The organism is Pseudonocardia wallangbongensis, assembly GCF_054486945.1.
The window spans coordinates 200,445-224,447 of sequence record NZ_JBRERS010000005.1 but is presented as its reverse complement, the minus strand read 5'-3'; the positions used below and the strand labels follow the sequence as shown (position 1 = coordinate 224,447).

At 72.5% G+C, this 24,003-nt stretch carries 25 protein-coding genes; 18 read left to right on the top strand and 7 right to left on the bottom strand.

The genetic code is table 11. From position 1 onward, the window contains the following. Window positions 1-18 precede the first annotated feature (18 nt). The 6 genes from ACU436_RS20035 (at window position 19) to ACU436_RS20010 (ending at window position 6,302) form a co-directional block, all read left to right on the top strand. Complete coding sequence (locus tag ACU436_RS20035; RefSeq protein WP_459027419.1) at window positions 19-1,044, top strand: autoinducer 2 ABC transporter substrate-binding protein; 1,026 nt, start codon at window positions 19-21, stop codon at window positions 1,042-1,044. Next, complete coding sequence (locus ACU436_RS20030; protein WP_459027417.1) at window positions 1,044-2,570, top strand: sugar ABC transporter ATP-binding protein; 1,527 nt, start codon at window positions 1,044-1,046, stop codon at window positions 2,568-2,570. Before ACU436_RS20035 ends, ACU436_RS20030 begins: the two co-directional genes overlap by 1 nt. Next, complete coding sequence (locus ACU436_RS20025; protein ID WP_459027415.1) at window positions 2,567-3,568, top strand: ABC transporter permease; 1,002 nt, start codon at window positions 2,567-2,569, stop codon at window positions 3,566-3,568. Before ACU436_RS20030 ends, ACU436_RS20025 begins: the two co-directional genes overlap by 4 nt. Further along, window positions 3,565-4,641, top strand: coding sequence for an ABC transporter permease (locus ACU436_RS20020; protein ID WP_459027413.1), 1,077 nt, complete (start codon window positions 3,565-3,567; stop codon window positions 4,639-4,641). Before ACU436_RS20025 ends, ACU436_RS20020 begins: the two co-directional genes overlap by 4 nt. Beyond that, complete coding sequence (locus ACU436_RS20015) at window positions 4,638-5,387, top strand: class II aldolase/adducin family protein (RefSeq protein WP_459027411.1); 750 nt, start codon at window positions 4,638-4,640, stop codon at window positions 5,385-5,387. Before ACU436_RS20020 ends, ACU436_RS20015 begins: the two co-directional genes overlap by 4 nt. Before the next feature lie 264 nt (window positions 5,388-5,651). Beyond that, complete coding sequence (locus ACU436_RS20010) at window positions 5,652-6,302, top strand: hypothetical protein (protein WP_459027409.1); 651 nt, start codon at window positions 5,652-5,654, stop codon at window positions 6,300-6,302. A 17-nt stretch (window positions 6,303-6,319) separates the two neighbouring features. Here ACU436_RS20010 and ACU436_RS20005 read toward each other — a convergent pair whose 3' ends face one another. Beyond that, the gene (locus ACU436_RS20005) at window positions 6,320-7,201 is read right to left on the bottom strand and encodes a LysR substrate-binding domain-containing protein (RefSeq protein ID WP_459027407.1); all 882 of its coding nucleotides are present in this window, start codon (window positions 7,199-7,201) and stop codon (window positions 6,320-6,322) included. A 120-nt stretch (window positions 7,202-7,321) separates the two neighbouring features. Between ACU436_RS20005 and ACU436_RS20000 the strand changes: the two genes are divergently transcribed. From ACU436_RS20000 to ACU436_RS19955, 10 genes are all read left to right on the top strand, one after another. Continuing rightward, on the top strand, window positions 7,322-7,783 hold the full coding sequence (locus tag ACU436_RS20000) for a tripartite tricarboxylate transporter TctB family protein (protein WP_459027405.1): 462 nt from the start codon (window positions 7,322-7,324) through the stop codon (window positions 7,781-7,783). A gap of 164 nt (window positions 7,784-7,947) precedes the next feature. Then, window positions 7,948-9,480, top strand: coding sequence for a tripartite tricarboxylate transporter permease (locus tag ACU436_RS19995; protein WP_459027403.1), 1,533 nt, complete (start codon window positions 7,948-7,950; stop codon window positions 9,478-9,480). Then, on the top strand, window positions 9,477-10,442 hold the full coding sequence (locus ACU436_RS19990) for a tripartite tricarboxylate transporter substrate binding protein (protein ID WP_459027401.1): 966 nt from the start codon (window positions 9,477-9,479) through the stop codon (window positions 10,440-10,442). Before ACU436_RS19995 ends, ACU436_RS19990 begins: the two co-directional genes overlap by 4 nt. Continuing rightward, the gene (locus ACU436_RS19985) at window positions 10,432-12,063 is read left to right on the top strand and encodes a thiamine pyrophosphate-binding protein (protein ID WP_459027399.1); all 1,632 of its coding nucleotides are present in this window, start codon (window positions 10,432-10,434) and stop codon (window positions 12,061-12,063) included. The genes ACU436_RS19990 and ACU436_RS19985 overlap by 11 nt, the downstream gene beginning before the upstream one ends. Next, on the top strand, window positions 12,060-12,719 hold the full coding sequence (locus ACU436_RS19980) for a 3-oxoacid CoA-transferase subunit A (protein ID WP_459027397.1): 660 nt from the start codon (window positions 12,060-12,062) through the stop codon (window positions 12,717-12,719). Before ACU436_RS19985 ends, ACU436_RS19980 begins: the two co-directional genes overlap by 4 nt. Then, the gene (locus ACU436_RS19975) at window positions 12,716-13,357 is read left to right on the top strand and encodes a 3-oxoacid CoA-transferase subunit B (protein WP_459027395.1); all 642 of its coding nucleotides are present in this window, start codon (window positions 12,716-12,718) and stop codon (window positions 13,355-13,357) included. Before ACU436_RS19980 ends, ACU436_RS19975 begins: the two co-directional genes overlap by 4 nt. Further along, on the top strand, window positions 13,354-14,304 hold the full coding sequence (locus tag ACU436_RS19970) for a tripartite tricarboxylate transporter substrate binding protein (RefSeq protein ID WP_459027393.1): 951 nt from the start codon (window positions 13,354-13,356) through the stop codon (window positions 14,302-14,304). Before ACU436_RS19975 ends, ACU436_RS19970 begins: the two co-directional genes overlap by 4 nt. Beyond that, complete coding sequence (locus ACU436_RS19965) at window positions 14,304-15,266, top strand: Bug family tripartite tricarboxylate transporter substrate binding protein (protein ID WP_459027391.1); 963 nt, start codon at window positions 14,304-14,306, stop codon at window positions 15,264-15,266. The genes ACU436_RS19970 and ACU436_RS19965 overlap by 1 nt, the downstream gene beginning before the upstream one ends. 8 nt (window positions 15,267-15,274) lie before the next feature. Further along, complete coding sequence (locus ACU436_RS19960; RefSeq protein WP_459027389.1) at window positions 15,275-16,048, top strand: SDR family oxidoreductase; 774 nt, start codon at window positions 15,275-15,277, stop codon at window positions 16,046-16,048. A 145-nt stretch (window positions 16,049-16,193) separates the two neighbouring features. Continuing rightward, the gene (locus ACU436_RS19955) at window positions 16,194-16,880 is read left to right on the top strand and encodes a pentapeptide repeat-containing protein (protein ID WP_459027387.1); all 687 of its coding nucleotides are present in this window, start codon (window positions 16,194-16,196) and stop codon (window positions 16,878-16,880) included. Window positions 16,881-16,889: 9 nt separating this feature from the next. Here ACU436_RS19955 and ACU436_RS19950 read toward each other — a convergent pair whose 3' ends face one another. Together ACU436_RS19950 and ACU436_RS19945 are read right to left on the bottom strand one after the other, a co-directional pair. Further along, window positions 16,890-17,642: an SDR family oxidoreductase gene (locus ACU436_RS19950; RefSeq protein WP_459027385.1), complete on the bottom strand. Its 753-nt coding sequence runs from the start codon at window positions 17,640-17,642 to the stop codon at window positions 16,890-16,892. Between the two features lie 10 nt (window positions 17,643-17,652). Then, window positions 17,653-18,174 (bottom strand): class I SAM-dependent methyltransferase, encoded by a 522-nt coding sequence (locus tag ACU436_RS19945; protein WP_459027382.1) that lies wholly within the window; start codon window positions 18,172-18,174, stop codon window positions 17,653-17,655. A gap of 19 nt (window positions 18,175-18,193) precedes the next feature. Here ACU436_RS19945 and ACU436_RS19940 point away from each other — a divergent pair, with 19 nt between their 5' ends. Together ACU436_RS19940 and ACU436_RS19935 are read left to right on the top strand one after the other, a co-directional pair. Then, window positions 18,194-18,988: a helix-turn-helix domain-containing protein gene (locus ACU436_RS19940; RefSeq protein WP_459027380.1), complete on the top strand. Its 795-nt coding sequence runs from the start codon at window positions 18,194-18,196 to the stop codon at window positions 18,986-18,988. 863 nt (window positions 18,989-19,851) lie between these two features. Then, window positions 19,852-20,160: a hypothetical protein gene (locus ACU436_RS19935; RefSeq protein ID WP_459027378.1), complete on the top strand. Its 309-nt coding sequence runs from the start codon at window positions 19,852-19,854 to the stop codon at window positions 20,158-20,160. Here ACU436_RS19935 and ACU436_RS19930 read toward each other — a convergent pair. From ACU436_RS19930 to ACU436_RS19915, 4 genes are all read right to left on the bottom strand, one after another. Then, window positions 20,144-20,353, bottom strand: coding sequence for a ferredoxin (locus tag ACU436_RS19930; RefSeq protein WP_459027376.1), 210 nt, complete (start codon window positions 20,351-20,353; stop codon window positions 20,144-20,146). The genes ACU436_RS19935 and ACU436_RS19930 overlap by 17 nt on opposite strands. Next, window positions 20,350-21,552, bottom strand: coding sequence for a cytochrome P450 (locus ACU436_RS19925; RefSeq protein WP_459027374.1), 1,203 nt, complete (start codon window positions 21,550-21,552; stop codon window positions 20,350-20,352). The genes ACU436_RS19930 and ACU436_RS19925 overlap by 4 nt, the downstream gene beginning before the upstream one ends. A 106-nt stretch (window positions 21,553-21,658) precedes the next feature. Further along, a complete protein-coding gene (locus tag ACU436_RS19920; protein ID WP_459027372.1) occupies window positions 21,659-23,206 on the bottom strand; it encodes a DHA2 family efflux MFS transporter permease subunit in 1,548 nt (515 codons plus the stop codon). Window positions 23,207-23,209: 3 nt separating this feature from the next. After that, window positions 23,210-23,968 (bottom strand): efflux RND transporter periplasmic adaptor subunit, encoded by a 759-nt coding sequence (locus tag ACU436_RS19915; RefSeq protein WP_459027370.1) that lies wholly within the window; start codon window positions 23,966-23,968, stop codon window positions 23,210-23,212. Between the last annotated feature and the right edge of the window lie 35 nt (window positions 23,969-24,003).

Here is a 24,003-nt window from a genome sequence, read left to right as displayed (position 1 = left end):
GAAGAGGAAGGAGCGAGGATGCTCAGCAGGCGCATCACCGCGGCACTGGCCGTGGCAGCAGCGGGGGCGCTCGCCCTCACCGGCTGCACCCAGCAGAACCCCGGGGGCGGGGGTGGCGGAGGAGGCGGCGACGACAAGGTCAGCGTCGCGTTCGTGCCCAAGCTGCAGGGCATCCCCTACTTCGAGGCGATGAACACCGGCGGCCAGAAGGCCGCGCAGGAGCTCGGCATCGAGTGGATCTACCGCGGCTCCTCGACGGCCGACCCCGGCGCCCAGACCGAGATCGTCAACTCCCTCATCCAGCAGCGGGTGGACGTCCTCGTGGTGGCGCCGAACGACCCCGACTCGATGGCTCCGGTGCTGCAGGAGGCCGCCGACGCCGGCATCAAGGTCATGACCGCCGACACCGACGCGCCCAACTCCGTGCGCGAGGCGTTCGTGAACCAGGCCTCGCCCGACGGCATCGGCACCGCGCTCACCGACTCCCTGCTCGCGGCGATGGGCGGCCAGGGCAAGTACGCGATCGTCTCGTGCGGCCAGACCGCGGCGAACCTCAACTCCTGGATCGAGGTCCAGAAGAAGGTCACCGCCGAGAAGTACCCGAACGCCGAGATCGTCGACATCGTCTACGCGGGCGAGGACGAGGCCCAGTCGGTGACGATGGCCAAGGACCTGATGAACGCCCACCCCGACCTCACCGGCCTCGTCGGCGAGTGCACGGCGTCGGCACCGGGTGTCGCCAAGGCGGTCACCGAGGCCGGCAAGACCGGGCAGGTGTTCACGGTCGGGCTGGGCACGCCGCAGTCGATGAAGCAGTACCTGGAGAACGGCTCGTCGTCCGCGGCCATCCTGTGGGACGTCGAGCAGCTCGGCTACCTCACCGCGTGGGCCGGCAAGCAGCTGGCGGCCGGCACCCCGTTCCAGGCGACGAACAACGTGAACGCCGACCTCCCGGCCGTCGCGTGGGACGAGGGCAGCAAGGAACTGCTGCTCGGCGACCCGCTGCAGATCACCACCGAGAACGTCGACCAGTACCAGTACTGATGGGAGAGGCCCTGCTGCGCCTGCGCGGCGTCCAGAAGCGCTACGGCGGCGTGCGGGCGCTGCGGGGTGTCGACTTCGACGTTCTCGCCGGCGAGGTGCACGCCCTCGTCGGGGAGAACGGCGCCGGCAAGTCCACCTTGATCAAGATCGTGTCGGGCGCCGAGGTGGCCGACGAGGGCACCGCCGAGATCGACGGCGCCCCGCTCACCGGCGGGAACACCCAGGCGGCCATGGAGGCGGGGATCGCCACCGTCTACCAGGAGCCGCACCTGTTCGGCGAGCTCACCGTGGCCGAGAACGTGTTCCTCGGCCGCGAGCTGCGACTTGCTTCTGCTCGCGGCGCGGGGGCAGGGCGGGTGGACTGGGCCACCCAGCGCACGCGGGTGGGCGAGCTCCTCACCCAGATCGGGCTCGACCCGGCGATCGGCGACGTCCGCGTCGCCGACCTGCCGGTGGCCGAGCAGCAGCTCGTGTCGATCGCCAAGGCGTTCGCCCACTCGGCGAAGGTGCTGATCCTCGACGAGCCGTCGGCGATCCTCACCGACCGGGAGATCGACGTGCTGTTCGGCGTGGTCCGCAACCTGCGTGCCGCCGGCGTCGGGATCATCTACATCTCCCACCGGCTCGACGAGCTGTCGCAGATCAGCGACCGCGTCACCGTGCTGCGCGACGGCGAGGTGGTCGCCAGCAGGCCGACGAGCGAGCTGTCCGTGCGGCAGGTGGCCGAGCTGATGGTCGGCCACGAGCTCGGATCGGCCGCCTCCGACCGGCCGGCCCCCACCGGGGAGCCGGTGCTCGCGGTGACCGGGCTCGGCCGCACCGGGGGGTTCAGCGACCTCGAACTGCAGGTGCGCCCGGCCGAGGTCGTAGCGCTGTACGGCCTGGTGGGGTCGGGCACCGGCGAGATCGCCCGCGCCCTCTACGGGGTGAACCCCGCCGACTCGGGCACCGTCGAGGTGGACGGCGCCGCGGTGCGGCTGCACTCGCCGCAGGACGCCGCGGCGGCCGGCATCGCCATGCTGCCCGGCAACCGCAAGCAGCAGGGTGTGTTCGCGAACAAGTCGATCGCGTTCAACATCTCCAGCGCCCACCTGCGCCACCTCGCGAAGCTGGGCTTCTGGTTCGACCGGCGCCGCGAGCGCTCGATCGCGGAGGACTTCCTGCGCCGTATCTCGATCAAGGCGCCCGACGTCGGCACGGCCGTCGGGGCGCTGTCGGGCGGCAACCAGCAGAAGGTGGTCCTCGCCCGCCAGCTCGTGCGCGCACCCCGCGTGCTCGTGCTGGAGGAGCCCACCCAGGGCGTCGACGTCGGGGCGAAGGAGGAGATCCACCGCCTCGTCCTGGAGCTGGCCGACGGCGGCAGCGCGGTTCTCGTCATCTCGACGGATCTGCCGGAGGTGCTGCAGCTCGCCGACCGGGTGCTGGTCGTGCGCAAGGGGGCGGTGGTCCGGGAGTTCGAGCGCGGCGCGAGCCAGGCCGGCGTGCTCGCGGCCGCGGCGGGCGACGAGGGCGAGGCAGCGGCGTGAGCAGCACAGCAACGGCGGTGGCCGCACCGGTTCGCCGCAGACCGCGGGTGCGGGCGATCGAGGGGCAGGAGCTCGCGCTCATCGCGGTGGTCGGCCTGCTGTGGGTGGTGCTGACGCTCGTCACCGACACGTTCCTCACCACCGGCAACCTGCAGAACATCCTGTTCACGGTGGCGCCGATCGCGCTGATCGGGATCGGGATGACGGCGGTGATCGTCACCGCCGGGATCGACGTCTCGGTGGGCAGCCAGGCCGCCGTCGTGATGGTGGTCGTCGCGCTACTGGTGCGCGACTCCGGGCTGCCGTTCCTGCCCGCGGTCGCCGTGGCGGTGGTGGTCGGCCTCGTACTCGGCGCCGTCAACGGCCTGCTGGTGGCCTACGGCGGCATCCACCCGATCATCGTCACGTTCGGCACGCTCAACATCTACCGGTTCGTCTCGCTGCAGATCTTCGGCACCGAGCAGGTGGCGGGGGTGCCCGCCACGCTCTCGCCGATCGGCGGCGGGATGGAGGGCCGCCTGCTCGGCGTGCCCACGGCCTGGTGGCTCACGCTCGTGCTGGCCGCCGGCATGTGGTGCTACATGCGGTACTGGGCCACGGGCCGGCACCTCTACGCCGTGGGCGGCGACGCGTTCGCCGCGCGGCTCGCCGGCGTGCGGGTGCGGCGCCGCCAGATCAGCGCGTACGTGCTCACCGGGGCGTGCGTGGGGCTCGCGGCGTGCGTCCTCATCGGCAGCGGCGGGCTCGTGCAGCAGAACGTCGGCACCGGGCTGGAGCTGCGGGTGATCGCCGCCGTCGTGATCGGCGGCACCAGCATCATCGGCGGCCGCGGCACCGTGCTGGGCACGCTGCTCGGCGCACTGCTGGTCGGCACCGTGGGAAGCGCCGTCACGCTGCTGTCCTGGCCCACGGAGCTCGCGCAGCTGTTCATCGGCCTGTTCATCCTCGTGGCGGTCGGGGTCGACCTGCTGCGCGAGCGGCGGAGGAGCGCCCGATGACCGAGATCGAGACCGTTCCTCCCGCGGAAGGCACCCGCGCCGAGGGGCTCGCAGCGAGGGTGCTGCGCATCGGGCTGACCGAGCGCGTGGTGCTGCTCGCGGTGCTGCTGGTCGTCGTGATCGTGTGGTTCCGGGTGCTCGGCGCGGGCGGCTACCTCGTGGCGCCGTACGACGTCCGCTACCTCGGCAACGCGCTCGAGTCGATGGTGCCGTTCGCGCTGCTGGCGGTCGCGGAGCTGTTCGTGATCGTCTCCGGGCGGGGCGGGATCGACCTCTCGGTGGGCGCGATCGTGTCGTTCGCCGGTATGGCGTTCGGGCTCATGGTCGGCGTGTGGGGATGGCCGCTGCTCCCCTCGATACTCGGGTGCATCGTCGTGGGCGCGCTGCTCGGCGCGGTCAACGGCGCGCTCGTGGCCTACGTGCGGTTCCCGGCGCTGATCGCGACCCTCGCGACGTACTACGCCTACAGCTCGCTCGCCCTGATCAGCAACGCGAACGCGCCGATCTCCACTCCCCCGGTCGTCGCCCTGCACTCCCTGACCAGGAACGTCAACCTCCCGGCGCCGCTCCCGCCCGTCCCCCTCCACGTGTTCACGATCCTGCTCCCCTGCGCCGTGCTGGCCTGGGTGGTCATGTCGCGCTCGACGTACGGGCGGTCGCTCTACGCGGTGGGCACCAACGACGTGGCGGCCGCGTACGCCACGCAGTCGGTGGCGCGCACGCGGTTCACGGCGTTCGTGCTGTCCGGGCTGCTCTCCGGCGTGGTGGCCGTGGTGACGGTGGGCCAGTTCGCCTCGGCGCGCCCGGACGCCGGCATCGTCGGCAACGGGATGGCCCTGCCCGCGATCACCGTGGCCGTGCTGGGCGGCGTCGCGATCCAGGGCGGGATCGGGAAGGTCGGCGGGGTGCTGGTGGCGGCCCTGCTCGTCACCTGGCTGAACGCCGGGATGCTGCTGGCGTTCCCGGAGGGCGCCGAGGGCAGCCGCTACCAGCTGCTCGCGCTCGGGCTGGTGCTCGTGCTGTCCGCGCTGCTCAACACGGTCGCGCTGCGCCGCTACGGGAGGCTGTCGTGACCTTCGCGGTCCGGCCGTCCGAGGTGCCGGCGGAGCTGGTGGCGCTCACCCGGCGGATCGGCGACCCGGCGGCGGACCTGGTCGTCCTGGCCGAGGGCAACACGTCCGTGCGCCTGGGAGGCGACCGCTTCGCGGTCAAGGCCAGCGGGTCGCGGATGGACCTCGCCGAGGCCGGGGACTTCGTCGTCGGCGAGCTGCCCGAGCTCGTCGACGTGCTGGAGCGGGGCGGCACGGACCAGGAGTCGCTGTCGCGGGTGCTGTCCGCCGGCGCGTCGCGCGCGTCGATCGAGACGCTCGTGCACGTCGTCGCGCTCGCCGCCGGGGCCACCTGGGTGGCGCACACGCACCCGACCGCCGTCGTCGGGCTGCTCGCGGTGCGCGAGGCGCAGCAGCTGTGGTCGGCACCGCTCTTCCCGGACGAGGCCGTGGTGCTCGGCGAGCCGCTGTGGGTGCCCTACGCGGCGCCCGGCATCGCGCTCGGTACGGCCGTCCACACCGCCGTCCGGGACCGGCTCGACCGCGACGGCACCGCACCCCGGCTCGTCCTGCTCGGCAACCACGGCATCGTCGCCCTGGGGGCCACCGCCGCCGAGGTGGAGACCATCACGACGATGGCGGTGAAGGCCGCCCGCATCCGCACGGTGGCCCTGGGCGCCGGCACGATGTCTCCCTTGGACAGGGACCACGCGAGGGAACTGTCCGATCGCCCGGACGAGGCGGCCCGCCGCACCCGCCTCGGCTCATGATCTGAAGTATCGGTTGCTCATTGTCGTGGTGACAGCAATGGACAACCGATTCTCGAGATCATGGAACCGGACGGGCGGCGGCACCGTCAGTGCCGGGCATGTCCATCGATCTCAGCCGGCCGTTCCGGGCGTCAGCCGCTGTCGCCGCCGGGTTGCTGACCTGGGGTGAGGTGCGCGGGCCGCGGTTCCAGAAGCTGTTCCCCGACGTGTACGCGCCCGCCCACCTCCAGCCGGACATCGCGCCGCGATCGGAGGGCGCAGCGGGTGCTCGTCGCGGGACGTGGGGTGCTCGCCGGGTACTCGGCCGCCGAGCTGCTCGGGGCCTCCTGCGGGCCCGCGGACGCACCGGCCGAGGTGCTCCTGCTGCGACCGGGCGGCCAGAGCTACCGCTGCCCCGGCCTGCGGGTCCACCGCGATGTCGTCGATCCGACGGAGACCACCGAAGTCCGCGGTTCTGGCGTCACCACGGCCATCCGCACCGCTTTCGACCTCGGACGCTGGGTGCCGTCGTTCGTCGAGAAGGTGGTCGCCGTCGACGCGCTGGCGTTCGGGTGCAAGATCGCGCTCGAGGACGTCGCCCGAATGCGGCTGCTACACCCCGGTGCGTGGGGCGGCCGGCACCTCACCGCCGTGCTGCGACAGGCCAACTGCCTCGCCGAATCCCCGATGGAGACGCGGATCCGGATGGCGCTGCTGGCCGGCGGGCTGCCGCCACCGGGCGTCCAGTTCGAGGTGGTGGCCGCCGGGCGGGTGCGCCGGCTCGACCTCGCCTACCCGGAGGTCAAGCTCGCGATCGAGTACGACGGCGCGGACCACCGCACGCAGGGGCGCGCGCACCTCGACCTGCTGCCGCCGAGGTCTCGTCGCCTCATGATCCGAAGTATCGGTTGTCCATTGCTGCCGCCACGACCATGAGCAACCGATAGTCGCGATCATGGGAGGAGCTCGGCCGCCACCCCCAGGAAGCCGGACAGGATCCTCGACTCGTCGCCCGGGCGCCAGGTCAGCGCCACCGGGACCCGGACGTCGGCGCCCGTCACCGGGCGGAAGGCCACCCCCTCGAACTGCAGCCACTCGGCGGAGGCCGGGAGCAGCGCCACGCCGACGGCCGCCGCGACGAGTGCGACCACGGTGTAGGTGTCCTGGGCCTCCTGGACGACGCGGGGCCAGAAGCCGACGTCCGCGCAGGCCCGCATCGCCGTGTCCCGCAGGTTCGAGCCCTGCCGGTCGGGGTAGCTGACGAAGTTCTCCCCGGCCAGATCGGCCAGCGGGACGGAGCGGCGGGCGGCGAGGGGGTGCTCGTCCGGCAGCACGGCCACGAGCTCCTCGTCCAGCACGGTGCGGCTCTCCAGCAGCGCCGGGATGGGCGCGCGCAGCAGGGCCACGTCGATGCCGCCGTCGACCAGCGCACTGATCTGCGCGCCGCTGAACACGGAGGGGTGCAGCTCCAGCCGCACGAGCGGGTAGCGCACGCGGTAGGCGCGGGTCAGCCGCGGGAGGAGCCGCCAGGTGGTCGCACCGGTCAGCCCGACGCGGATCTCGCCGCGCTCACCCTGCTCGGTCCGCAGCACCGACTCGCGGGCGCGGTCCGCCTCGGCGAGCACGCGGCGGGCGTGCTCGAGGAAGACCGTTCCCGCATTGGTGAGCCGGACCTGGCGGGTGGTGCGTTCCAGCAGCCGCACCCCCAGGTCGCGCTCGAGGTGCTTGATCTGCTGGGAGAGCGGCGGCTGCGCCATGTGCAGGCGCGCCGCGGCCCGCCCGAAGTGCAGCTCCTCCGCCACGGCGGTGAAGGCCCTCAGGTGCCGCAACTCCACGATCAGCTCCCCATTGATACGAATTCGGTCTCAGTCGTCCCGACATCTTGTATTGGACCGGCCCTGCCCGCACTGCATACGTTCAGTCATCAGACATCCGGCCTCAGGGAAGAGGTGCAGATGGAGCAGCCGCGCGGGCAGCTGTACCGGATCGGTCCGTTGATCGTCGTGGCCGTGGGCGTCGGCGCCCTCGCCGGCTCGGTCGCGCTCTCGCTGGGCGAGCTCACCGCTCCGGGTCCGGGCCTGTGGCCGTTCGTCGTGGCGTTGCTCCTCACCGGCACGGGGCTCGTCCTCCTGGTGGTCGACGACCCCGCCGACTACGAGCCGTTCACGCGGGGCTCGGCCCGGATCGTGGGCGGGCTCGCGGGTCTCGCCGTCTTCGTGGCGGTGTTCGAGGTGATCGGCTTCCTGCTCCCGGCGTTCCTGATGCTCCTGCTCTGGCTGCGGGTGTTCGGGCGCGAGTCGTGGCGGTGGTCGGTCGGGCTGGCGCTCGTCGGGTCGGTCGGCCTCTACCTGCTGTTCGACACCGCGCTCGGGGTCCGGTTCCCCGACGACGTGGTGGCCGGGCTGGTGGGTGGCTAGTGCCCCCCGCCGGAGGTCCAGTGCTTGTATCGGCAGATCCAGGTTTCCTCTGGGTGCGCCGGCGGGCCGGACTCGTATGGGACATACCTGGCCGGTTCGCCGGTGCGGCCAGGGGGAAGCTGGGCCGTCGAGATATGTGTTGGACCTTCGACGGGGGGCACTAGGTGGGCCTGCTGGACGGGATCGCGCAGGGGTTCGCGGTCGCGCTCGACCCGGTCAACATCCTCTACGTCTTCCTCGGGGTGCTCATCGGCACGGTCATCGGGGTGCTGCCGGGCCTCGGCCCGACGGCGACGATCGCGCTGCTGCTGCCGCTGACGTACGAGATCGAGCCGCACACGGCCGTGATCCTGCTGGCCGGGATCTACTACGGCTCGATGTACGGCGGCACGATCACGTCGGTGCTGCTGCGCCTGCCCGGCGAGGCGGCGTCGGTCGTCACCACGTTCGACGGCTACCAGATGGCCAAGCAGGGCCGCGCGGGCCCGGCGCTGGGGATCGCGGCGCTCGGGTCGTTCATCGGGGGCGTGCTCGCCGTCATCGGGCTCGCGGTGCTCGCGCCGCCGCTCGCGGCGCTGGCCGTCTCCTTCGGCCCGCCGGAGTACGTGGCGCTGGCCGTGCTCGGCATCCTGCTGGTGACCTACCTCGGCACCGGGTCGGCGCTCAAGAGCCTCAGCATGGCTGCGCTCGGCCTGCTGCTCGCCACCGTGGGCCAGGACCCGATCGCGGGCACCACCCGGTTCACGTTCGGGCAGGTGGCGCTGTTCGACGGGCTGGACTTCGTGGCCGTCGCGATGGGCCTGTTCGGTGTCGGCGAGATCCTGCACAGCCTCGAACGCACCGAGAAGGTCCAGGCCGTCACGCAGAAGATCAAGAACATCTGGCCCAGCCGCAAGGACCTGCGCCAGTCGGCGGGCGCGATCGGCCGCGGCAGCGTGCTCGGCTTCCTGATCGGTGCGCTGCCGGGCGGCGGCGGGGTGGTCTCGTCGCTCGCCTCGTACGCGCTGGAGAAGCGGCGTGCCAAGGACCCGAGCCGGTTCGGCCGGGGTGCGATCGAGGGTGTCGCGGGCCCGGAGACGGCCAACAACGCGTCGTCGACGTCGGCGTTCATCCCGCTGCTCACACTCGGCATCCCGTCCAACGTCGTGCTCGCGCTGATCTTCGGCGCGCTGCTGGTGCAGGGCATCACCCCCGGTCCGCAGCTGATCGACCAGCACCCGGAGATCTTCTGGGGCGTGATCGCGTCGATGTTCGTCGGCAACCTCATGCTGCTGGCGCTGAACATCCCGCTGGTCGGGGTGTTCGTGCAGATCCTGAGGGTGCGCGCCGGGATCCTCGCCGCGTTCGCCCTGCTCCTCACGATGGCCGGCGTCTTCTCGATCAACAACGACGCCACCGACATGTGGGTGGTGCTCGCGTTCGGCCTGCTCGGCTGGCTGATGAAGAAGACCGGCTTCGAGCCCGGCCCGCTGGTGCTGGCGTTCGTGCTCGGGGAGATCCTCGAGCGCGCCTTCCGGCAGACGATGCTGATCTCCGGCGGCAGCCTGGGCGTGTTCGTCACGCGACCGATCTCCGGCGGGATCCTCGCCGCGACCGTGTTGATCATCGTGGTCAGCATCGTCACGGCCCGCCGCAGGGCCCGCGTGCTGCACCGCCACGACACCCCCGAACTCACGCCCGCCGAGGGAGACCGATGAACCGCCTACGCCTCGCCGCCGCGCTCGCGGTCGCGCTGCTGCTCGCCGCGTGCGGCGGGCAGGCCTCCGAGGAACCGGAGGCGTACCCCTCCGACCAGATCCGGCTGCTCGTGCCGTACACCGCGGGCGGGCCGACCGACATCGCCGCCCGCTCGCTCGGGAAGTTCATGGAGACCTCGCTCGGGCAGACGGTCGTGGTGGAGAACCTGCCGGGCGCCTCGGGTACCACGGCCTACCAGGAGCTGCTCTCCTCCGAGCCGGACGGCTACACGCTGTCGATGGTCGCTTTGCCGACGGCCGTGCTGAACTACCTGACCAACGACGTCGGCTACACCCGCGACGACTTCGCCATGGCCGGCGTGATCACCCAGGTGCCCTCGGCGCTCGTCGTGCCGGCGGCGTCGCCCCACGCCGACCTCGCGGCGCTCGTCGCCGCGGCACACGCCGATCCCGCGCTCGTCAGCGTCGGGACCCCGGGGGCGACCAACACGCACGCCGCGGAGACCCGCCGGATCACCCAGCTCTACGACGTGCCGCTCACCGTGGTGCCGTTCAACGGCGCCCAGGAGGTGTTCGCGGCGCTGCTGGGCGGCAACATCGTCGCCGGGTTCGTCAACGCGTCGCAGGACCTGATGCCCTTCATCGAGTCCGGCCAGCTCCGGGTGCTGGCCGTCGGCACCGGGGAACGGCTGCCGTACCTGGACGCACCCACGTTCGCGGAGCAGGGTTACCCGGAGATCACGCAGAGCACCACGACGTTCGGCGTGATCGCCCCGGCCGGCACGCCACAACCGGTGCTCGCGCGGCTGGAGGAGACCATGCGGGCGGCCTCGGCCGACCCGGAGACCCGGCGCGGGCTCGACGAGCGCTACGTGCCGGAGCAGTTCTTGGGCAGCGCCGACCTCACGGCGCTGTTCACCGAGACCGAGCAGACGTTCAAGGGGGTCGCGAGTGGCGGATAACGGGGCAACAGCACTGGTCGAAGCGCTGCGGGAGCTGGGCGTCGAGCTGGCGTTCGGGCTGCCGGGCGTGCACAACCTCGCGGTGTGGGAGGCGTGCGCCGAGGCCGGGATCCGCCTCGTCGGCGTGCGGCACGAGCAGGCCGCGGCGTACGCCGCCGACGGCTACGCGCGCACCACCGGCCGGCTCGGCGTGGCGGTCGTGACCACCGGACCCGGCGCGGCCAACACGCTCGGCGCCACCGGGGAGGCGATGACGTCGGGCGCGCCGGTACTGGTGATCGCCACCGACATCCCCACGACGGTGCGGCGGCCCGGCGTCTACCGCGGGGTGCTGCACGAGACCCGCGACCAGGCCGCCATGTTCGCGCCGGTCACCAAGGTAGCGAGGACGGCCGCGGCGGCGGCCGACCTGTACGCCGAGGTGTTCGAAGCCGGGCGGGCGGCGCTGCGGGCGCCCACCGGCCCCGTCTACCTGGGGGTGCCGACCGACCTGCTCACGTCGGCGGTGACCCGGCGAACACCCGTCGAGGCGGCCCCGCCGGGCCCGCCGGAAGCGGACCTCGACACCGCGCTCGCGCTGATCGAGCGCGCGGAGCGCCCGCTGCTGTGGGTCGGCGGCGGCGCCGTGCGCTCCGGCGCCGGGGACGCCGTGGGCCTGCTCGCCGAGCGGCTCGCCGCACCGGTCGTCACCACCTACCACGGGCGTGGTGTGCTGCCGCCCGACCACCCCTGCCTGGCCCCCGCCCTCGCCCACGTCCCGGCCATCGGCGCCCTGTGGGACGAGGCGGACCTCGTCATCGCGATCGGCAGCGACCTGGACGGGATGACCACCCAGAACTGGCGGATGCCGCAGCCGCCCACGCTGCTCGCGATCAACGTCGACGCCGTGGACGCCGGGAAGAACTACCGGGTCGACAACGTCCTCGTGGGCGACGCGCGCGCGGTGACCGAACGGCTCGCCGCCGCCGTCCCGCAGCGGGACGGGCTGGACGTGCTCGCGGTGCAGATCCGCTCGATGCGCGAGCAGGTGACCGCGCTCGTCCGCGAGGAGGAACCGCAGGCGGCCCTGCTGCTCGACACGCTCGACCGGCTGCTGCCCGCCGACGCCACGGTGCTCGCCGACATGTGCATCGCCGGCTACTGGGTGGCCGGCTTCCACCGGGTGCCCGGCCCGCGCCGCCTCGCGTACCCGATGGGCTGGGGCACGCTCGGCTTCGCCTTCCCCGCAGCGCTCGGAGCGGCCGCGACGGGCACCGGGCGAGCGGTCGCCGTCGTCGGCGACGGCGGGTTCCTCTTCGCCTGCGGTGAGCTGGCCACGGCCGTGCAGGAGCGGCTGCCCGTCACCGTCGTGCTGGTCGACGACGGGGGCTACGGCATGCTCCGCTTCGACCAGGAGCAGTCCGGCGTGCCCACCCGCGGGGTCGACCTGGTCACGCCCGACTTCGTGGCGCTCGCCCAGGCGTTCGGGGTGCCGGCGGAGGCCGTCGACGGGTTCGGCGAGGTGTTCGAGGACGCGCTGGCCAAGAGCCTCGCGGCGGACGGTCCGTCGCTGGTGGCGGTGCGGGCCGCGATGACGCCCCCGCCGTCCACCTCGCCGCGCTGGTACCGGGCGGCGGGATGATCGACAAGCGGGTGGCCTCCCTGGCCGAGGCCGTGGCCGATGTGCAGGACGGCGACACGGTGCTGGTCGGCGGGTTCGGCAACTCCGGTGTGCCGGTCGAGCTGGTGCACGCGGTGCTGGACCTGGGTGCGCGGGACCTCACGATCGTCACCAACAACGCCGGCAGCGGCGAGACCGACATCGCCGCGCTGATCCGCGAGCGGCGGGTCCGCAAGATCGTCTGCTCGTACCCGCGGTCGGCGGGCTCGGTGTGGTTCGAGAAGCTGTGGCGGGCCGGCGAGATCGAGCTGGAGCTCGTGCCGCAGGGCACGCTCAGCGAGCGGATGCGGGCCGCGGGCGCGGGGCTCGGCGGCTTCTTCACGCCGACCGGGGCCGACACGCCGCTCGCGCAGGGCAAGGAGGTCCGCGTGATCGGCGGCCGCCGGCACGTCTTCGAGGAACCGCTGCCCGCCGACGTCGCGTTGATCAAGGCCGATCTCGCGGACCGCTGGGGCAACCTCGTCTACCACTCCGCCGCCCGCAACTTCGGGCCGGTGATGGCCACCGCGGCGCGGCTCACGCTGGTGCAGGTGCGCGCGTTCGTCGAGCTCGGGGAGCTGGACCCGGAGGCGGTCGTGACACCGGGGATCTTCGTGGACCGGGTGGTGATCCCATGAGGTTGGACAAGCGGCAGATGGCCGCGCGGGTGGCCCAGGACATCCCGGACGGCTCCTACGTCAACCTCGGGATCGGGCTGCCCACGCTCGTCGCGGACGTGGTGCCTCCGGGCCGGGAGATCGTCTACCACAGCGAGAACGGGATCCTGGGGATGGGACCGTCGCCCGAGGCGGACACCGGGGACCCGGAGCTGATCAACGCAGGCAAGCAGCTGGTGACGCTGCTGCCCGGCGGCGCCTACTTCCACCACACCGACGCGTTCGTGATGATGCGCGGCGGCCACATCGACATCACGGTGCTCGGCGCGTTCCAGGTGGCGGCGAACGGCGACCTCGCCAACTGGGCCACCGACGACGCCACGCTGCCGCCCGCGATCGGTGGGGCGATGGACCTCGCGGTCGGCGCCCGGCGGGTGCTGGTCATGACCACCCACACCACCAAGGACGGCCGGCCCAAGCTCCTGCCGGCCTGCACCTTCCCGCTCACCGCCGCGGCCGTGGTGGACCGCGTCTACACCGATCTCGCCGTGCTCGACGTGACACCGGACGGTTTCGTCGTCCGGGAGATGGTGCCCGGCATCACCCGGGACGAGCTGCAGGCTCAGACCGCCGCCCCACTGCGCTGGGAAGCACCATGAGGATCATCGGGTTGCTCGTCGGGCTCGCCCTGCTGGCGGCGTGCGGCGGTCAGGCGCCCGCCGCGTTCCCCGGCGAGGAGATCCGGCTGCTCGTGCCGTACGCGGCGGGCGGTCCCACCGACCTCACGGCACGCGCCTACGGCGAGTTCCTCGAACGCGACCTCGGCCAGCCGGTCGTCGTGGAGAACATGCCCGGCGGCTCGGGCGCGCTCGCCACCCAGGAGCTCGTCCAGGCCGAGCCCGACGGCTACACGCTCTCGCTGATCACCGCCGGCACCACCGTGCTGACGCCGCTGGTGAACGAGGTGGGCTACACCGCCGCCGACGTCACGCCGGTCGGGGTGCTGTCGGAGGTGCCCTCGCTGCTCGCGGTCGCCGCGGACTCGCCGCACCAGGACATCGCCGCGTTCGTGGCGGATGCCCGGGCGCGGCCCGGCGCCGTCACCGTCGGTGTGCCGGGGGCGTCCACCCCGCAGGGCGTGGAGCTGCAGCGGCTGCGCGACGAGCACGGCGTGGAGGTCACCGCCGTCCCGTTCAACGGCAACGCGGAGATGACCACCGCGCTGCTCGGGCGCAACGTCGACGCCGTCCTGATCAACGCGTCGGAGGACGTCACCGAGAACATCGACGCGGGCGAGTTCCGGCCGCTCGCGGTGTCCACGGAGGAGCCGCTCGACTGGCTGCCCGGGGTGCCGACGCTCGTGGCCGCCGGGTTCCCCGGCCTGACCCTGTCCGGCTCGACGTTCGGGCTGGCCGGGCCGGCCGGGCTGCCCGAACCCGTCGTCACCCGGATCGAGGACGCGCTGCGCCGCGGCCACGCGGACCCGACGGTCGTCGAGACGGTCGGGGAGCGCTACCTCGGCCCGCAGTTCCGCAGCGCGGCCGACATGCGGACCGTGCTCGACCACACGCAAGCCGTCTACGAGCCCATCCTGGGAGGGTCGTAATGAGACGAGTGTGGATCGCGCTGGCGGCCGTGCTGGCCGTCTCCTGCTCGGCGCCCGACACCCCGGACGAGTACCCGAGCCAGGAGATCACCGTGCTCGTCCCGTACACCGCGGGCGGGCCCACCGACCTGGCCGCCCGCACCATGGGCGCCCACCTGGAGAAGGCGCTCGGGCAGCCGGTGATCGTGGAGAACCTGCCCGGCGCGGCCGGGTCCGTCGCGATGAACGAGCTGGTGGGGAGCGAGCCGGACGGCCACACGCTCACGCTCGTCGCGGCCCCGTCCACGGTGGTCACGCCCATGATCCAGGACGTGCCCTACGACGCGAGCTCGTTCGTGACGATCGGCGTGATCACCGAGGTCCCGTCGGTGCTGGCGGTGCCGGGAGACTCCCGGTTCCCGGACGCGGCCGCCTTCCTGGACGCGGCCCGGCAACGGCCCGGCGAGCTGACCGTCGGCACGCCCGGCGCCACCACCTCGCAGGCCATCGAGCTGCGCCGGCTGGCGGGCGAGTACGGCGTGCAGGTCACCGTCGTGCCGTTCAACGGCAACGCCGAGCTCATCCAGGCCGTGCTCGGCGGGGCCGTCGACGCGGTGCTCGTGAACGTCTCCCAGGACATCCGCGCCCAGTTCGACGCGGGCGCGTTCCGCCCGCTCGCGATCAGCCCGGCGGAACGCGTCGACTACCTGCCGGACGTCCCGACGCTCGCCGAGCTGGGCTTCCCCGACCTCACCTACAGCACGTCCGTCTTCGGGCTGGGCGCCCCGGCCGGTACCCCGCCGGAGATCGTCTCGCGGCTGGAGTCCGCGATGCGCGAGGGCCTGGACGACCCCGCGGTCCGGCAGCAGCTCGACGAGGCCTACGTGCCCGACGAGTTCATCGGCGCCGCGGAGTTCCGGGAACGCCTCGACCAGATCGTCCGCGTCTACGGGCCCGTGGCCCAGGATCTGAAGGGTGGTTGACTCGGGCCATGGACTTGGGACTGAAGGGACGCACCGCCGTCGTGCCCGGCGCGACATCGGGCCTCGGCCTCGCCGTGGCCCGCGCGCTCGCGGCCGAAGGGGCGAACGTCGTACTGGGCGGGCGGCGCGGCGATCTCGTGCGCGAAGAGGCCTCCAAGCTGCCGTCCGCGGTGGGGATCGAGATCGACATCACCGACCCCGCCGCAACGGACGCGCTGGTCGGCGCCGCGCAGGAGCACTTCGGCCCGGTCGACGTGCTCGTGCTCAACGGCGGAGGCCCGCCGCCCGGGGTGGCGGTCGACTTCACCCCCGAGAAGCTCGCCGACGCCGTCGCACTGCTCGTGCAGCCGCACCAGCGGCTCGTCCAGGCCGTGCTGCCGGGGATGCGCGAGCGCGGCTTCGGCCGGATCGTGGCGATCGGCTCCGGCGGCGTGCAGGCCCCGATCGAGCGCCTCGTCGCGTCCAACGCGGGGCGCGCCGCGCTCGCGGGCTACCTCAAGACCCTCGCCACCGAGGTGGCCGCCGACGGCGTCACCGTCAACATGGTGCTGCCCGGCCGCATCGCCACCGACCGCGTCGGCGTGCTCGACCGCGCCAACGCCGAGCGCTCCGGCAGGACCGAGGAGGAGGTGCGCGAGGCGGCCAAGGCCGCGATCCCGACGCGGCGGTACGGCACGCCGGAGGAGTTCGCCGCGGTCGTGACGTTCCTGGCCGGCGCTGCCGCCTCCTACGTCACGGGCGAGCAGGTCCGGTGTGACGGCGGGTTGGTGCGGACGCACTGACGGATCGCTCAGGGCTCCCGATCGGTGACCAAGGGCAGATGGTCGCTCCCAGAGATCGACTGACGACCATCTGCCCTTGATCGGCGACGGCCGGGTCCCGCTCGGTGACCAAGTGCTGTCGGCCCCACCCCGTACCGTCGGGCGCGTGGCTCCCCGAGGCAGCAGGTCCCGCCCCACCAAGCGCCGGCCCGAGCCGCCCGACCTGCCCACCGAGCTGGAGGCCGCGCCCGTGGTGGTGGAGGGCGGTGAGCTGTGGGACTGCGTCGAGGCCACCGCGGAGGTCCGGGTGCCCGAGCGCGTGGCCGACCTGCGGATCCACGAGAGCCGGTGGGGCGGCGGGAGCCTCGCGGGCGTGCGCCTCACCGGCCTGGAGTGCCGGGACGTGGAGTTCGTCCACTGCGACCTGTCCGGCGCCCGGCTCGAGGAGGCCCTGCTCACCCGGGTCGTCTTCACCGACTGCCGGCTCACCGGCACCGCGTTCGACGGGGCGCAGCTCACGGACGTCCGCATCGCCGACAGCACCGCCGACCTCGCCGGGTTCCGCATGGCGAAGGCGCGGTTCCTGCTCGTGGAGAACACCTCGCTGCACGGCGCCGACTTCTACGATTTCGACGGGGAGCACTGTGCGCTGCTCGGGTGCGACCTGGCCGAGGCGAGCTTCGACACGGCCCGGCTGCGGGAGACCGACCTGCACGGCTCCACCCTCGACGACGTCCGCGGGGTGCTCTCCCTGCGCGGCACGCGGATCAGCCCGGACCAGATCGTCCCGCTGGCCTCCGGCCTGCTCGACGCGCTGGGGATCCAGGTGACGGACCAGGCGTCCTGGTCCTAGTGGTCCCCACTAGCCGCGGCCGAGGAACGGCATCTTCGTCGCGGCGATCGTCAGGAACGGGACGTTCGCGTCCAGCGGCAGCCGGGCCATGAGCAGCACGGCGTCGGCCACGTGCGCCGGGTCGAACGTCGGCTCCGGGCGGACGCTGCCGTCGGCCTGCCGGGCACCCACCGAGATGCCGGCGGTCATCTCGGTGGCGGCGTTGCCGATGTCGATCTGCCCGCACGCGATGTCGTACGGGCGCCCGTCGAGCGCGATGGACTTCGTCAGGCCGGTGATCGCGTGCTTCGTGGCCGTGTACGCGGCGCTCCCGGGGCGCGGCACGTGCGCGGAGATGGAGCCGTTGTTGATGATCCGGCCGCCCTGGGGTCGCTGGGCGCGCATCGCGGTGAACGCCTCGCGGGCGCAGAGGAAGGAGCCGGTCAGGTTGGTGGCCACGGTGGACGTCCAGGCCTCGACCGGGATCTCGTCCACGCTGCCGGACGGGCCGAAGGTGCCGGCGTTGTTCATCAGCAGGTCGACCCGGCCCCACCGCTCCCGCACCTCGGCGAACAGGCCGGCCACGGACTCCGCGTCGCCGACGTCCGTGGGCACCACGAGCGCCGACGCCCGGCCGTCCGCGGTCTCCTCGAGCGCCGCCGCCCGGCGACCGGCGAGCGCCACCCGGTAGCCCGCGTCGAGCAGGGCCGTCGCCACCACCCTCCCCACACCCGAGCCCGCACCCGTCACCACTGCCACATCGCCGTCCGTCACGAGTGACATGATCTCCTGCTCAGGCGACCTGCGCGACCACGCAGCCTGCGCGGCCGCTCGCCAGGTCGGCGACGTGCCGCTCCACGACCGTGAACCCGCCGGCTTCGAGCACGCCGGCGAGCCGCCGGACGGTCGGCTCGGTGGACGCGGGGTCGAGCGGCTGGAACGGCAGCGCGAACCGTCCGCCGGGCGCCAGGTGAGCGCGCACGACCGCGAGCTCGCGGCCCGGATCGCCACGCAGGAGCACCGGGACGTGGATCGCGAAGGCGAGGTCGAACCGGGCGCCGTCGAGGTCGGCCTCGTGCAGCGCCGCCACCCGGAACGCCGCTCGCCCGCCGGCCACGTGCGCGGCGTTGCGCCGGCCCGCCGCCTCGATCATCGTGGCGGAGCGGTCGATGCCGAGGATGCTCCCGCCGTCGAGCCGCTCGCACACGAGCGAGACGGCCACGCCGTGCCCGCAGCCGATCTCGAGCACCCGGTCGTCGGGACGCACGCCCAGCGTCTCGACCGCCCACCGCAACCGCTCCGCCGCCGGCGCCATGTGTGGAAGCATCGCAGTCGTGCGGCACCTGACCAGGCTGGCCTCCGCCGAGGACGTCGCCGTCGACGACCTGCGGATCGTCGAGCGGACGCGCGCGTGGACCGCGCCCGAGCACACCCCCGGCCACCAGCTCGTCTTCGTGCGGCGCGGCGCGTTCGGGCTGCGGCTCCGCAGGGCGGAGACGACGGTGGACCCGGTCTCGGCGTTCGTGCGCCGCCCGGGCGACGAGCAGAGCATCGCCCACCGCCCGGGTCGTGAGGACGTCTGCACGGTGGTCTCGCTCGGCCCAGGGCTCGCGGCCGACGTGCTGCCGTGGCGGCTGCCCACCGCGCTGCGCACGTCCGGCCGGATCGACATGGCCCATCGCGCGCTGCTCGCCCAGGCCCGGCAGGGCACGGACGGGTTCGAGCTGTCCGAGCGGGTGGTGTGGCTCGCCGAGGCCCTGCTCCGCGAGCCCGCGCGCACCCCGGCCCGCGACGGCACCCCGTCCCACCGGCGGCTCGCCGACGCGGCGCGGGAGGTGCTGGTGGCGGATCCGGCGTTCGACGGCCTGGACCGGCTCGCGCGGCTGCTCGGCGTCTCCCGGTCGCACCTCTCCCGCGTGTTCCGCGCGGAGACCGGCGAGACCCTCACGCGGTTCCGCCTGCGCCTGCGGGTACAGGCCGCGCTCGACCGGCTCGCCGACGGCCACCGCGACCTCGCCGGGCTGGCCGCCGACCTCGGGTTCGCCGACCACGCGCACCTCACCCGGGCGATGCGGGCCGAGGTCGGCGACCCGCCCAGCCAGGTGCGGCGGTTCCTCGGAGCGCCCTGAACAACTCGCGCCTACTGCGCGACGCCCAGGCGGCGCCCTTGCCGCGTTGGACACCTTGGTTCACTCATTTGTTCCGTAAGCGGGCTTGGGTCGCTGCTCGCGCCGGCCACCTCGGAACGGGTTGATCGCCGCGATCGCGACATGACTGCTGGCGTGAGGGTGTTGCCGGATCGTCGCTGAGCCTGTCACGACGGTGCACCGCTGCGGTGGGCGCGCCGTGGCCGGCCGGTCACGGCCGGGCTCCCGCTTCGTCCTGGCCCGGCGCGTGTCCACTCCGGCTGATCCCGACCCCGCCGCCTTCGGTGGGTGGCCAGGTTGGGTGCACTACCGGGCCCTGGGCGATCGTCGTGCGTTCCGCGGAACCCTGCTGGGGTTGTCCACAGCCTCGAGATCGACGTGGTGGGGATCGGTTCAAGATCGAACCCCGATGAGGTCTACGTCGTCCCGGTGGACAACTTCGCCGGCCGGGTCCCCGCCGGCATCCGGCTCCGGCCCGTGATCGGCGGTATCGGCTGTCCATGGTTGTGGCAACGACGATGTGCACCCGATAACGGCAGGTCAGGGCGGCGATCAAGGGATGATGGTCGCTGTTGAAGATCGACTAGCGACCATTTCGCCTTGATCGCCGAACGCCAGCGCGGCCGATTCAGCAACACCCTCTGTGTGAGCGTCAGGTCCCGATTCCGTCGATCAAGCAGGCCACGGACCGGCTGGGCCACCGCGAGCAGCGGGCATCGGCCCGGTCGGCCGCCTTGCGATGACACCACCTGGACGCCGTTCGCTACGGCCGGAGTTGTTCAGGACCCTCCGAGGCGAGCACGAATCGTCAAGCCGCGCGCCGGGGCGCCGCGGAGGATCAACATATGATCATTCGAGTCTGGAGCGCCCGCACGTCCGGTGACCCCCACGGCTACGAGCACGAGTTCCGCGGCCACGTGCTCGGCGCGCTGGGTGGGATCGCCGGCTTCCGGGGCGCCTACCTGCTGCGCCGGACCACGGCGGCGAGCACCGAATACGTCACCCTGACGATGTTCGGCTCGCTCGCCGACGTGCGCCGGTTCTCCGGCCCCGACGTCGACGCGGCGAACGTCTCCCCGGCCGCGCGGGCGGCGCTCGACGACGTGGACGAGCGCGTGCGCCACTACACGGCCGTGGTCACTCCTCCTCGGTGAGCGACAGCGCCCCGGACGGGCAGTTCGCCACGGCCTCGCGCGCCGCCGCCGCGTCGGATGGGTGCTCGTCGAGCACCACGACGATGCCGTCGTCGTCCTGGTCGAACACCGCACCGGCGGTGAGGACGCAGAGCCCCGCACCGATGCAGACGTCGCGGTCTGCGTGCACCCCGGCCACCAGGTCTCCCTTCACCACGTCACCTGCAACGACGTCAGACCGTAGATGACGTGGAAGCTGCGGAACTCGGCGGTGCCGGGCACCTCGGCCAGGCCGGGGAACCGCTGCAACAGGGCCGGGAAGCCGATCTTCATCTCCATCCGGGCGAGCGGCGCCCCGAGGCAGTGGTGGATGCCGTGGCCGAAGGCGACGTGACCGGCCCCGCCGCGGGTGACGTCGAGCCGCTCCGGGTCGGTGCGCAGCTCCGGGTCGCGGTTGGCGGTGGGGAGCGCGCACATGACGATCTCGCCCGCAGCGATCGGCTGCCCGGCGATCTCGGTGTCGACGGTGGCGACCTTGGCGGTGCCCGAGTGCACGATGGTCAGCCAGCGCAGCAGCTCCTCCACCGCGGCGTCGACGCGGTCCGGCTCGTCCCGGACGATCGCCAGCTGGTCCGGGTGGCGCAGCAGGGCGAGCGTGCCCAGCCCGAGCATGTTGGCCGTGGTCTCGTGCCCGGCGATGAGCAGCAGCGACGCTATCCCGATCAGCTCGTCGGTGGTGAGGTCGTCGCCGTGCTCGCGCACCAGCATGCCGAGCATGTCCTCGCCCGGGTCGGCCTGCGCCCGCGCCACGAGCTCCGCCATGTAGGCCCGCGACTCCTCCCCCACTCGGATCCGTTCCTCGATCGGGAGGCCCAGGTCGAGCTGGCGGGTGGTGCGATCCTGGAACGCCGCCCGGTCGGTGTACGGCACGCCGAGCAGCTCGCAGATCACCAGCGACGGCACCGGCAGGGCGAACTCCGCCACCAGGTCGGCGGGCGGGCCGGGCCGCTCGATCGCATGCAGGTGCTCGTCGACGATCTCCCGGATGCGCGGCTCCAGCCGGCGCATCCGCCGCACCGTGAACTCCGGGGTGAGCATCCGGCGCAGGCGGGTGTGGTCCGGCGGGTCGGCGGCGAGGAGGTTCCCGGCCCGCATCCGCGCGAGCTCCTCGGGGGTCACCTCCGGGCCCCCCTTGCGGCGCCGGAAACGCGCGGGCATGCGGGCGTTGCTGAAGCGCTCCGGATCGCTCAGCACCTCCCGGACGTCGGCGAACCGGGTGACGAGCCACGCCTCCATACCGAACGTGTTGCGGATCCGCTCGATGCCCGTCCCGGCGCGTACCACGGCCAGCTCGGGCACGGGATCGAAGCCGTTGCGCTGCATGTGCACGGGCAGCGTTGGTGCTGTTGTCACCCGGACCTCCCCGACGACGCGCGCCCTCGTGACGCGCTCCTCCAGGAAAGACGAGGAGCGCCCACCGGGGAGTTCCGGCGTCACCCGCCTGCGCCTCAGAAACCCCTCAGTCGGCCATCGCCGGGCCCGCACCCCCGGCGGGCGCGCTGCGCCCGTGGCGGAGGAAGCAGGCGAGCACGACCGCGGCGCCGGTCATGATCGTGGTGATGAACATGACGTCGTCGAGGGACGACACGAAGACCTGCGTGTTGGTCTGCTGGTAGATCGCCATCGTGCCCAGCACCTGACCCGTCTCCCCCGGCCCGAGGTCCGGCATCATCGAGGGGTTCATCAGCCCGCTGCGGTCGGCGTTCAGCTGGGCCTGCTGGATCGTCATGAAGGCGGTCAGCGCGGCGAGCCCGAGCGCCGCCGAGACGCGCTGCACGACGTTGTTGAACGCGCTCGCCGAGCTGACGATCGTGGGCGGCACCGCCGAGATCCCGCTGGTCATGATCGGCATCATGCACAGCCCCGTGCCGAAGGCCCGCAGGCACAGCAGCCCGATGATCTCCCCCTGCGACGTGACGGCGGTCAGGTCCCGCATCATGTAGGTCGCGATCATCATGATCGTCAGGCCGATGACCGCGGGGACGCGCGCTCCGATCCGGTCGTAGATCTGGCCGGCGATCGGCATGAGGACGAGCATGACGAGCGCCTGCGGCATGAGCAGCAAACCGGCCTCGAACGCCCCCAGCCCGCGCGCCTGCTGCAGGTACACGGGGATGTAGAACAGCACGGAGAAGAGGCCGATCGAGAGCACCGAGATCAGCAGCAGGGAGTTCGTGTACGGCCACACCCGGAACACCCGGATGTCGAGCAGCGGGTTGTCGACCGCGTTCTCGATGACGACGAACAGGGCAAGGCACAGGACCCCGAGGATGATCAGGATCACCGTGGGGTATGCCGTCCACCCCCACGACTGCCCCTCGGAGAGCGCGAGCAGCAGCGACGAGAGGCCGGTGGCGATCGCCAGGAAGCCGAGGAAGTCGAACCGGCCGGCCGGCTGCCCGGTGAACGCGGGCAGGAGCATGAAGGCCGCGATCGCCCCCAGGACACCGACCGGGACGTTGATGAAGAAGATGAGCCGCCAGTCGACGTACTCGACCAGGTAGCCACCGAGGGTCGGACCGACGGCGGGCGCGACGACGACGCCGAGCCCGTAGATGCCCATCGCGCTGCCGATCTTCTCCTTCGGCACGATCTGGTAGAGCATCGAAAGGCTCACGACCGGCAGAACGCCGCCCGGGATGGCCTGCAGGACCCGGAAGGCGATCATGCTGTCCAGGTCCCACGCCACCCCGCAGAGCGCCGATCCAGCCGCGAAGGACAGCAGCGAGATGATGTACAGCCGGGTCATCCCGACCCGGTTGGCGAGCCACGAGCTCGCCGGCACGATCACGCCGAGCACCAGCGTGTAGGACGTGGCGATCCACTCGATGTCGTCTGCGGTGACCCCGAAGATGTTCTGCATCTTCGGGATCGCCACGTTGACGATGCTCGTGTCGAGCACCGACATGAACATGCCGGAGACGAGCACGATGAGCGGGAGCAGCCAGCCTCCCCCGCCGCCTGCCGCGGGAGCTTCCGCGCGGGACGGCGCCGCCGCTTGCGTCACCGCTCAGCCTTTGTGGATCTTCACGGTGACGTTCATGCCGGGAACGATCGCCAGGCCCTCCGGGTTCTCGATGTTGATCTTCACCGGGATCACCTGGGTGACCTTCTGGAAGTTGCCCGAGGTGTTCGACTCCGGGAACACCGAGAACACGCCCGCGGCGCCGCCCTGCACCTCGCGCACCGTGCCCCTGAACGTGTGGCCGGGGAACGCGTCGACGTCGATGTCGACGAGCTGGCCGGCGCGGACGTCGTCGATGTCCGTCTCGTCGACGCGCGCCGTGACGAAGATCTTGGAGAAGTCGTAGGCCACGGCCAGCTCCGTGCCCGCCGTGACGTACGTGCCCTCGACCGCGTTGTTGACGGCGACCGTGCCGTTGCCCGGCGAGCGCACCGCCATCTCCGGCTGGACGAACGCGCCCTGGATCCGGATGCGCCCGACGACCTTGTCCTCCTGCAGCTCCGCGCCCTGCGTGGCCCTCCAGTCGATGACCGTGCCGCTGGTGGGCGCGTTGACCGAGATCTTGTCCCCGTCGACCTGCGCGTTGTCCGTGGTGACGTAGTTCTGCGCGTCGATGAAGTACCAGGCGGTGACCCCACCGCCGGCCACCACCGCGAGCACGAGGATCACGATCAGGGCGATCCGCGTGCCCTTCGACATCTGCCGCTTCTGCTTCGGCTCCTCGCCGCCGCCGCCGGTGGTGGCGGCGGTGTTCTCGCCGCTCCTCGCGTCGGTGCTCCTGCCGTCGCCACTGCCGTTGCTCACTGTTGATACCGGCTCCGTGACCGGGCCCTCAGACA

Excerpts from the sequence above, each read along its gene's own strand:
- ACU436_RS20035 (WP_459027419.1), top strand. The coding sequence starts at position 19 with ATGCTCAGCAGGCGCATCACCGCGGCACTGGCCGTGGCAGCAGCGGGG.
- ACU436_RS20030 (WP_459027417.1), top strand. The coding sequence starts at position 1,044 with ATGGGAGAGGCCCTGCTGCGCCTGCGCGGCGTCCAGAAGCGCTACGGC.
- ACU436_RS20020 (WP_459027413.1), top strand. The coding sequence starts at position 3,565 with ATGACCGAGATCGAGACCGTTCCTCCCGCGGAAGGCACCCGCGCCGAG.
- ACU436_RS20000 (WP_459027405.1), top strand. The coding sequence starts at position 7,322 with ATGGAGCAGCCGCGCGGGCAGCTGTACCGGATCGGTCCGTTGATCGTC.
- ACU436_RS19990 (WP_459027401.1), top strand. The coding sequence starts at position 9,477 with ATGAACCGCCTACGCCTCGCCGCCGCGCTCGCGGTCGCGCTGCTGCTC.
- ACU436_RS19980 (WP_459027397.1), top strand. The coding sequence starts at position 12,060 with ATGATCGACAAGCGGGTGGCCTCCCTGGCCGAGGCCGTGGCCGATGTG.
- ACU436_RS19975 (WP_459027395.1), top strand. The coding sequence starts at position 12,716 with ATGAGGTTGGACAAGCGGCAGATGGCCGCGCGGGTGGCCCAGGACATC.
- ACU436_RS19970 (WP_459027393.1), top strand. The coding sequence starts at position 13,354 with ATGAGGATCATCGGGTTGCTCGTCGGGCTCGCCCTGCTGGCGGCGTGC.
- ACU436_RS19965 (WP_459027391.1), top strand. The coding sequence starts at position 14,304 with ATGAGACGAGTGTGGATCGCGCTGGCGGCCGTGCTGGCCGTCTCCTGC.
- ACU436_RS19960 (WP_459027389.1), top strand. The coding sequence starts at position 15,275 with ATGGACTTGGGACTGAAGGGACGCACCGCCGTCGTGCCCGGCGCGACA.
- ACU436_RS19950 (WP_459027385.1), bottom strand. The coding sequence starts at position 17,642 with ATGTCACTCGTGACGGACGGCGATGTGGCAGTGGTGACGGGTGCGGGC.
- ACU436_RS19945 (WP_459027382.1), bottom strand. The coding sequence starts at position 18,174 with ATGGCGCCGGCGGCGGAGCGGTTGCGGTGGGCGGTCGAGACGCTGGGC.
- ACU436_RS19935 (WP_459027378.1), top strand. The coding sequence starts at position 19,852 with ATGATCATTCGAGTCTGGAGCGCCCGCACGTCCGGTGACCCCCACGGC.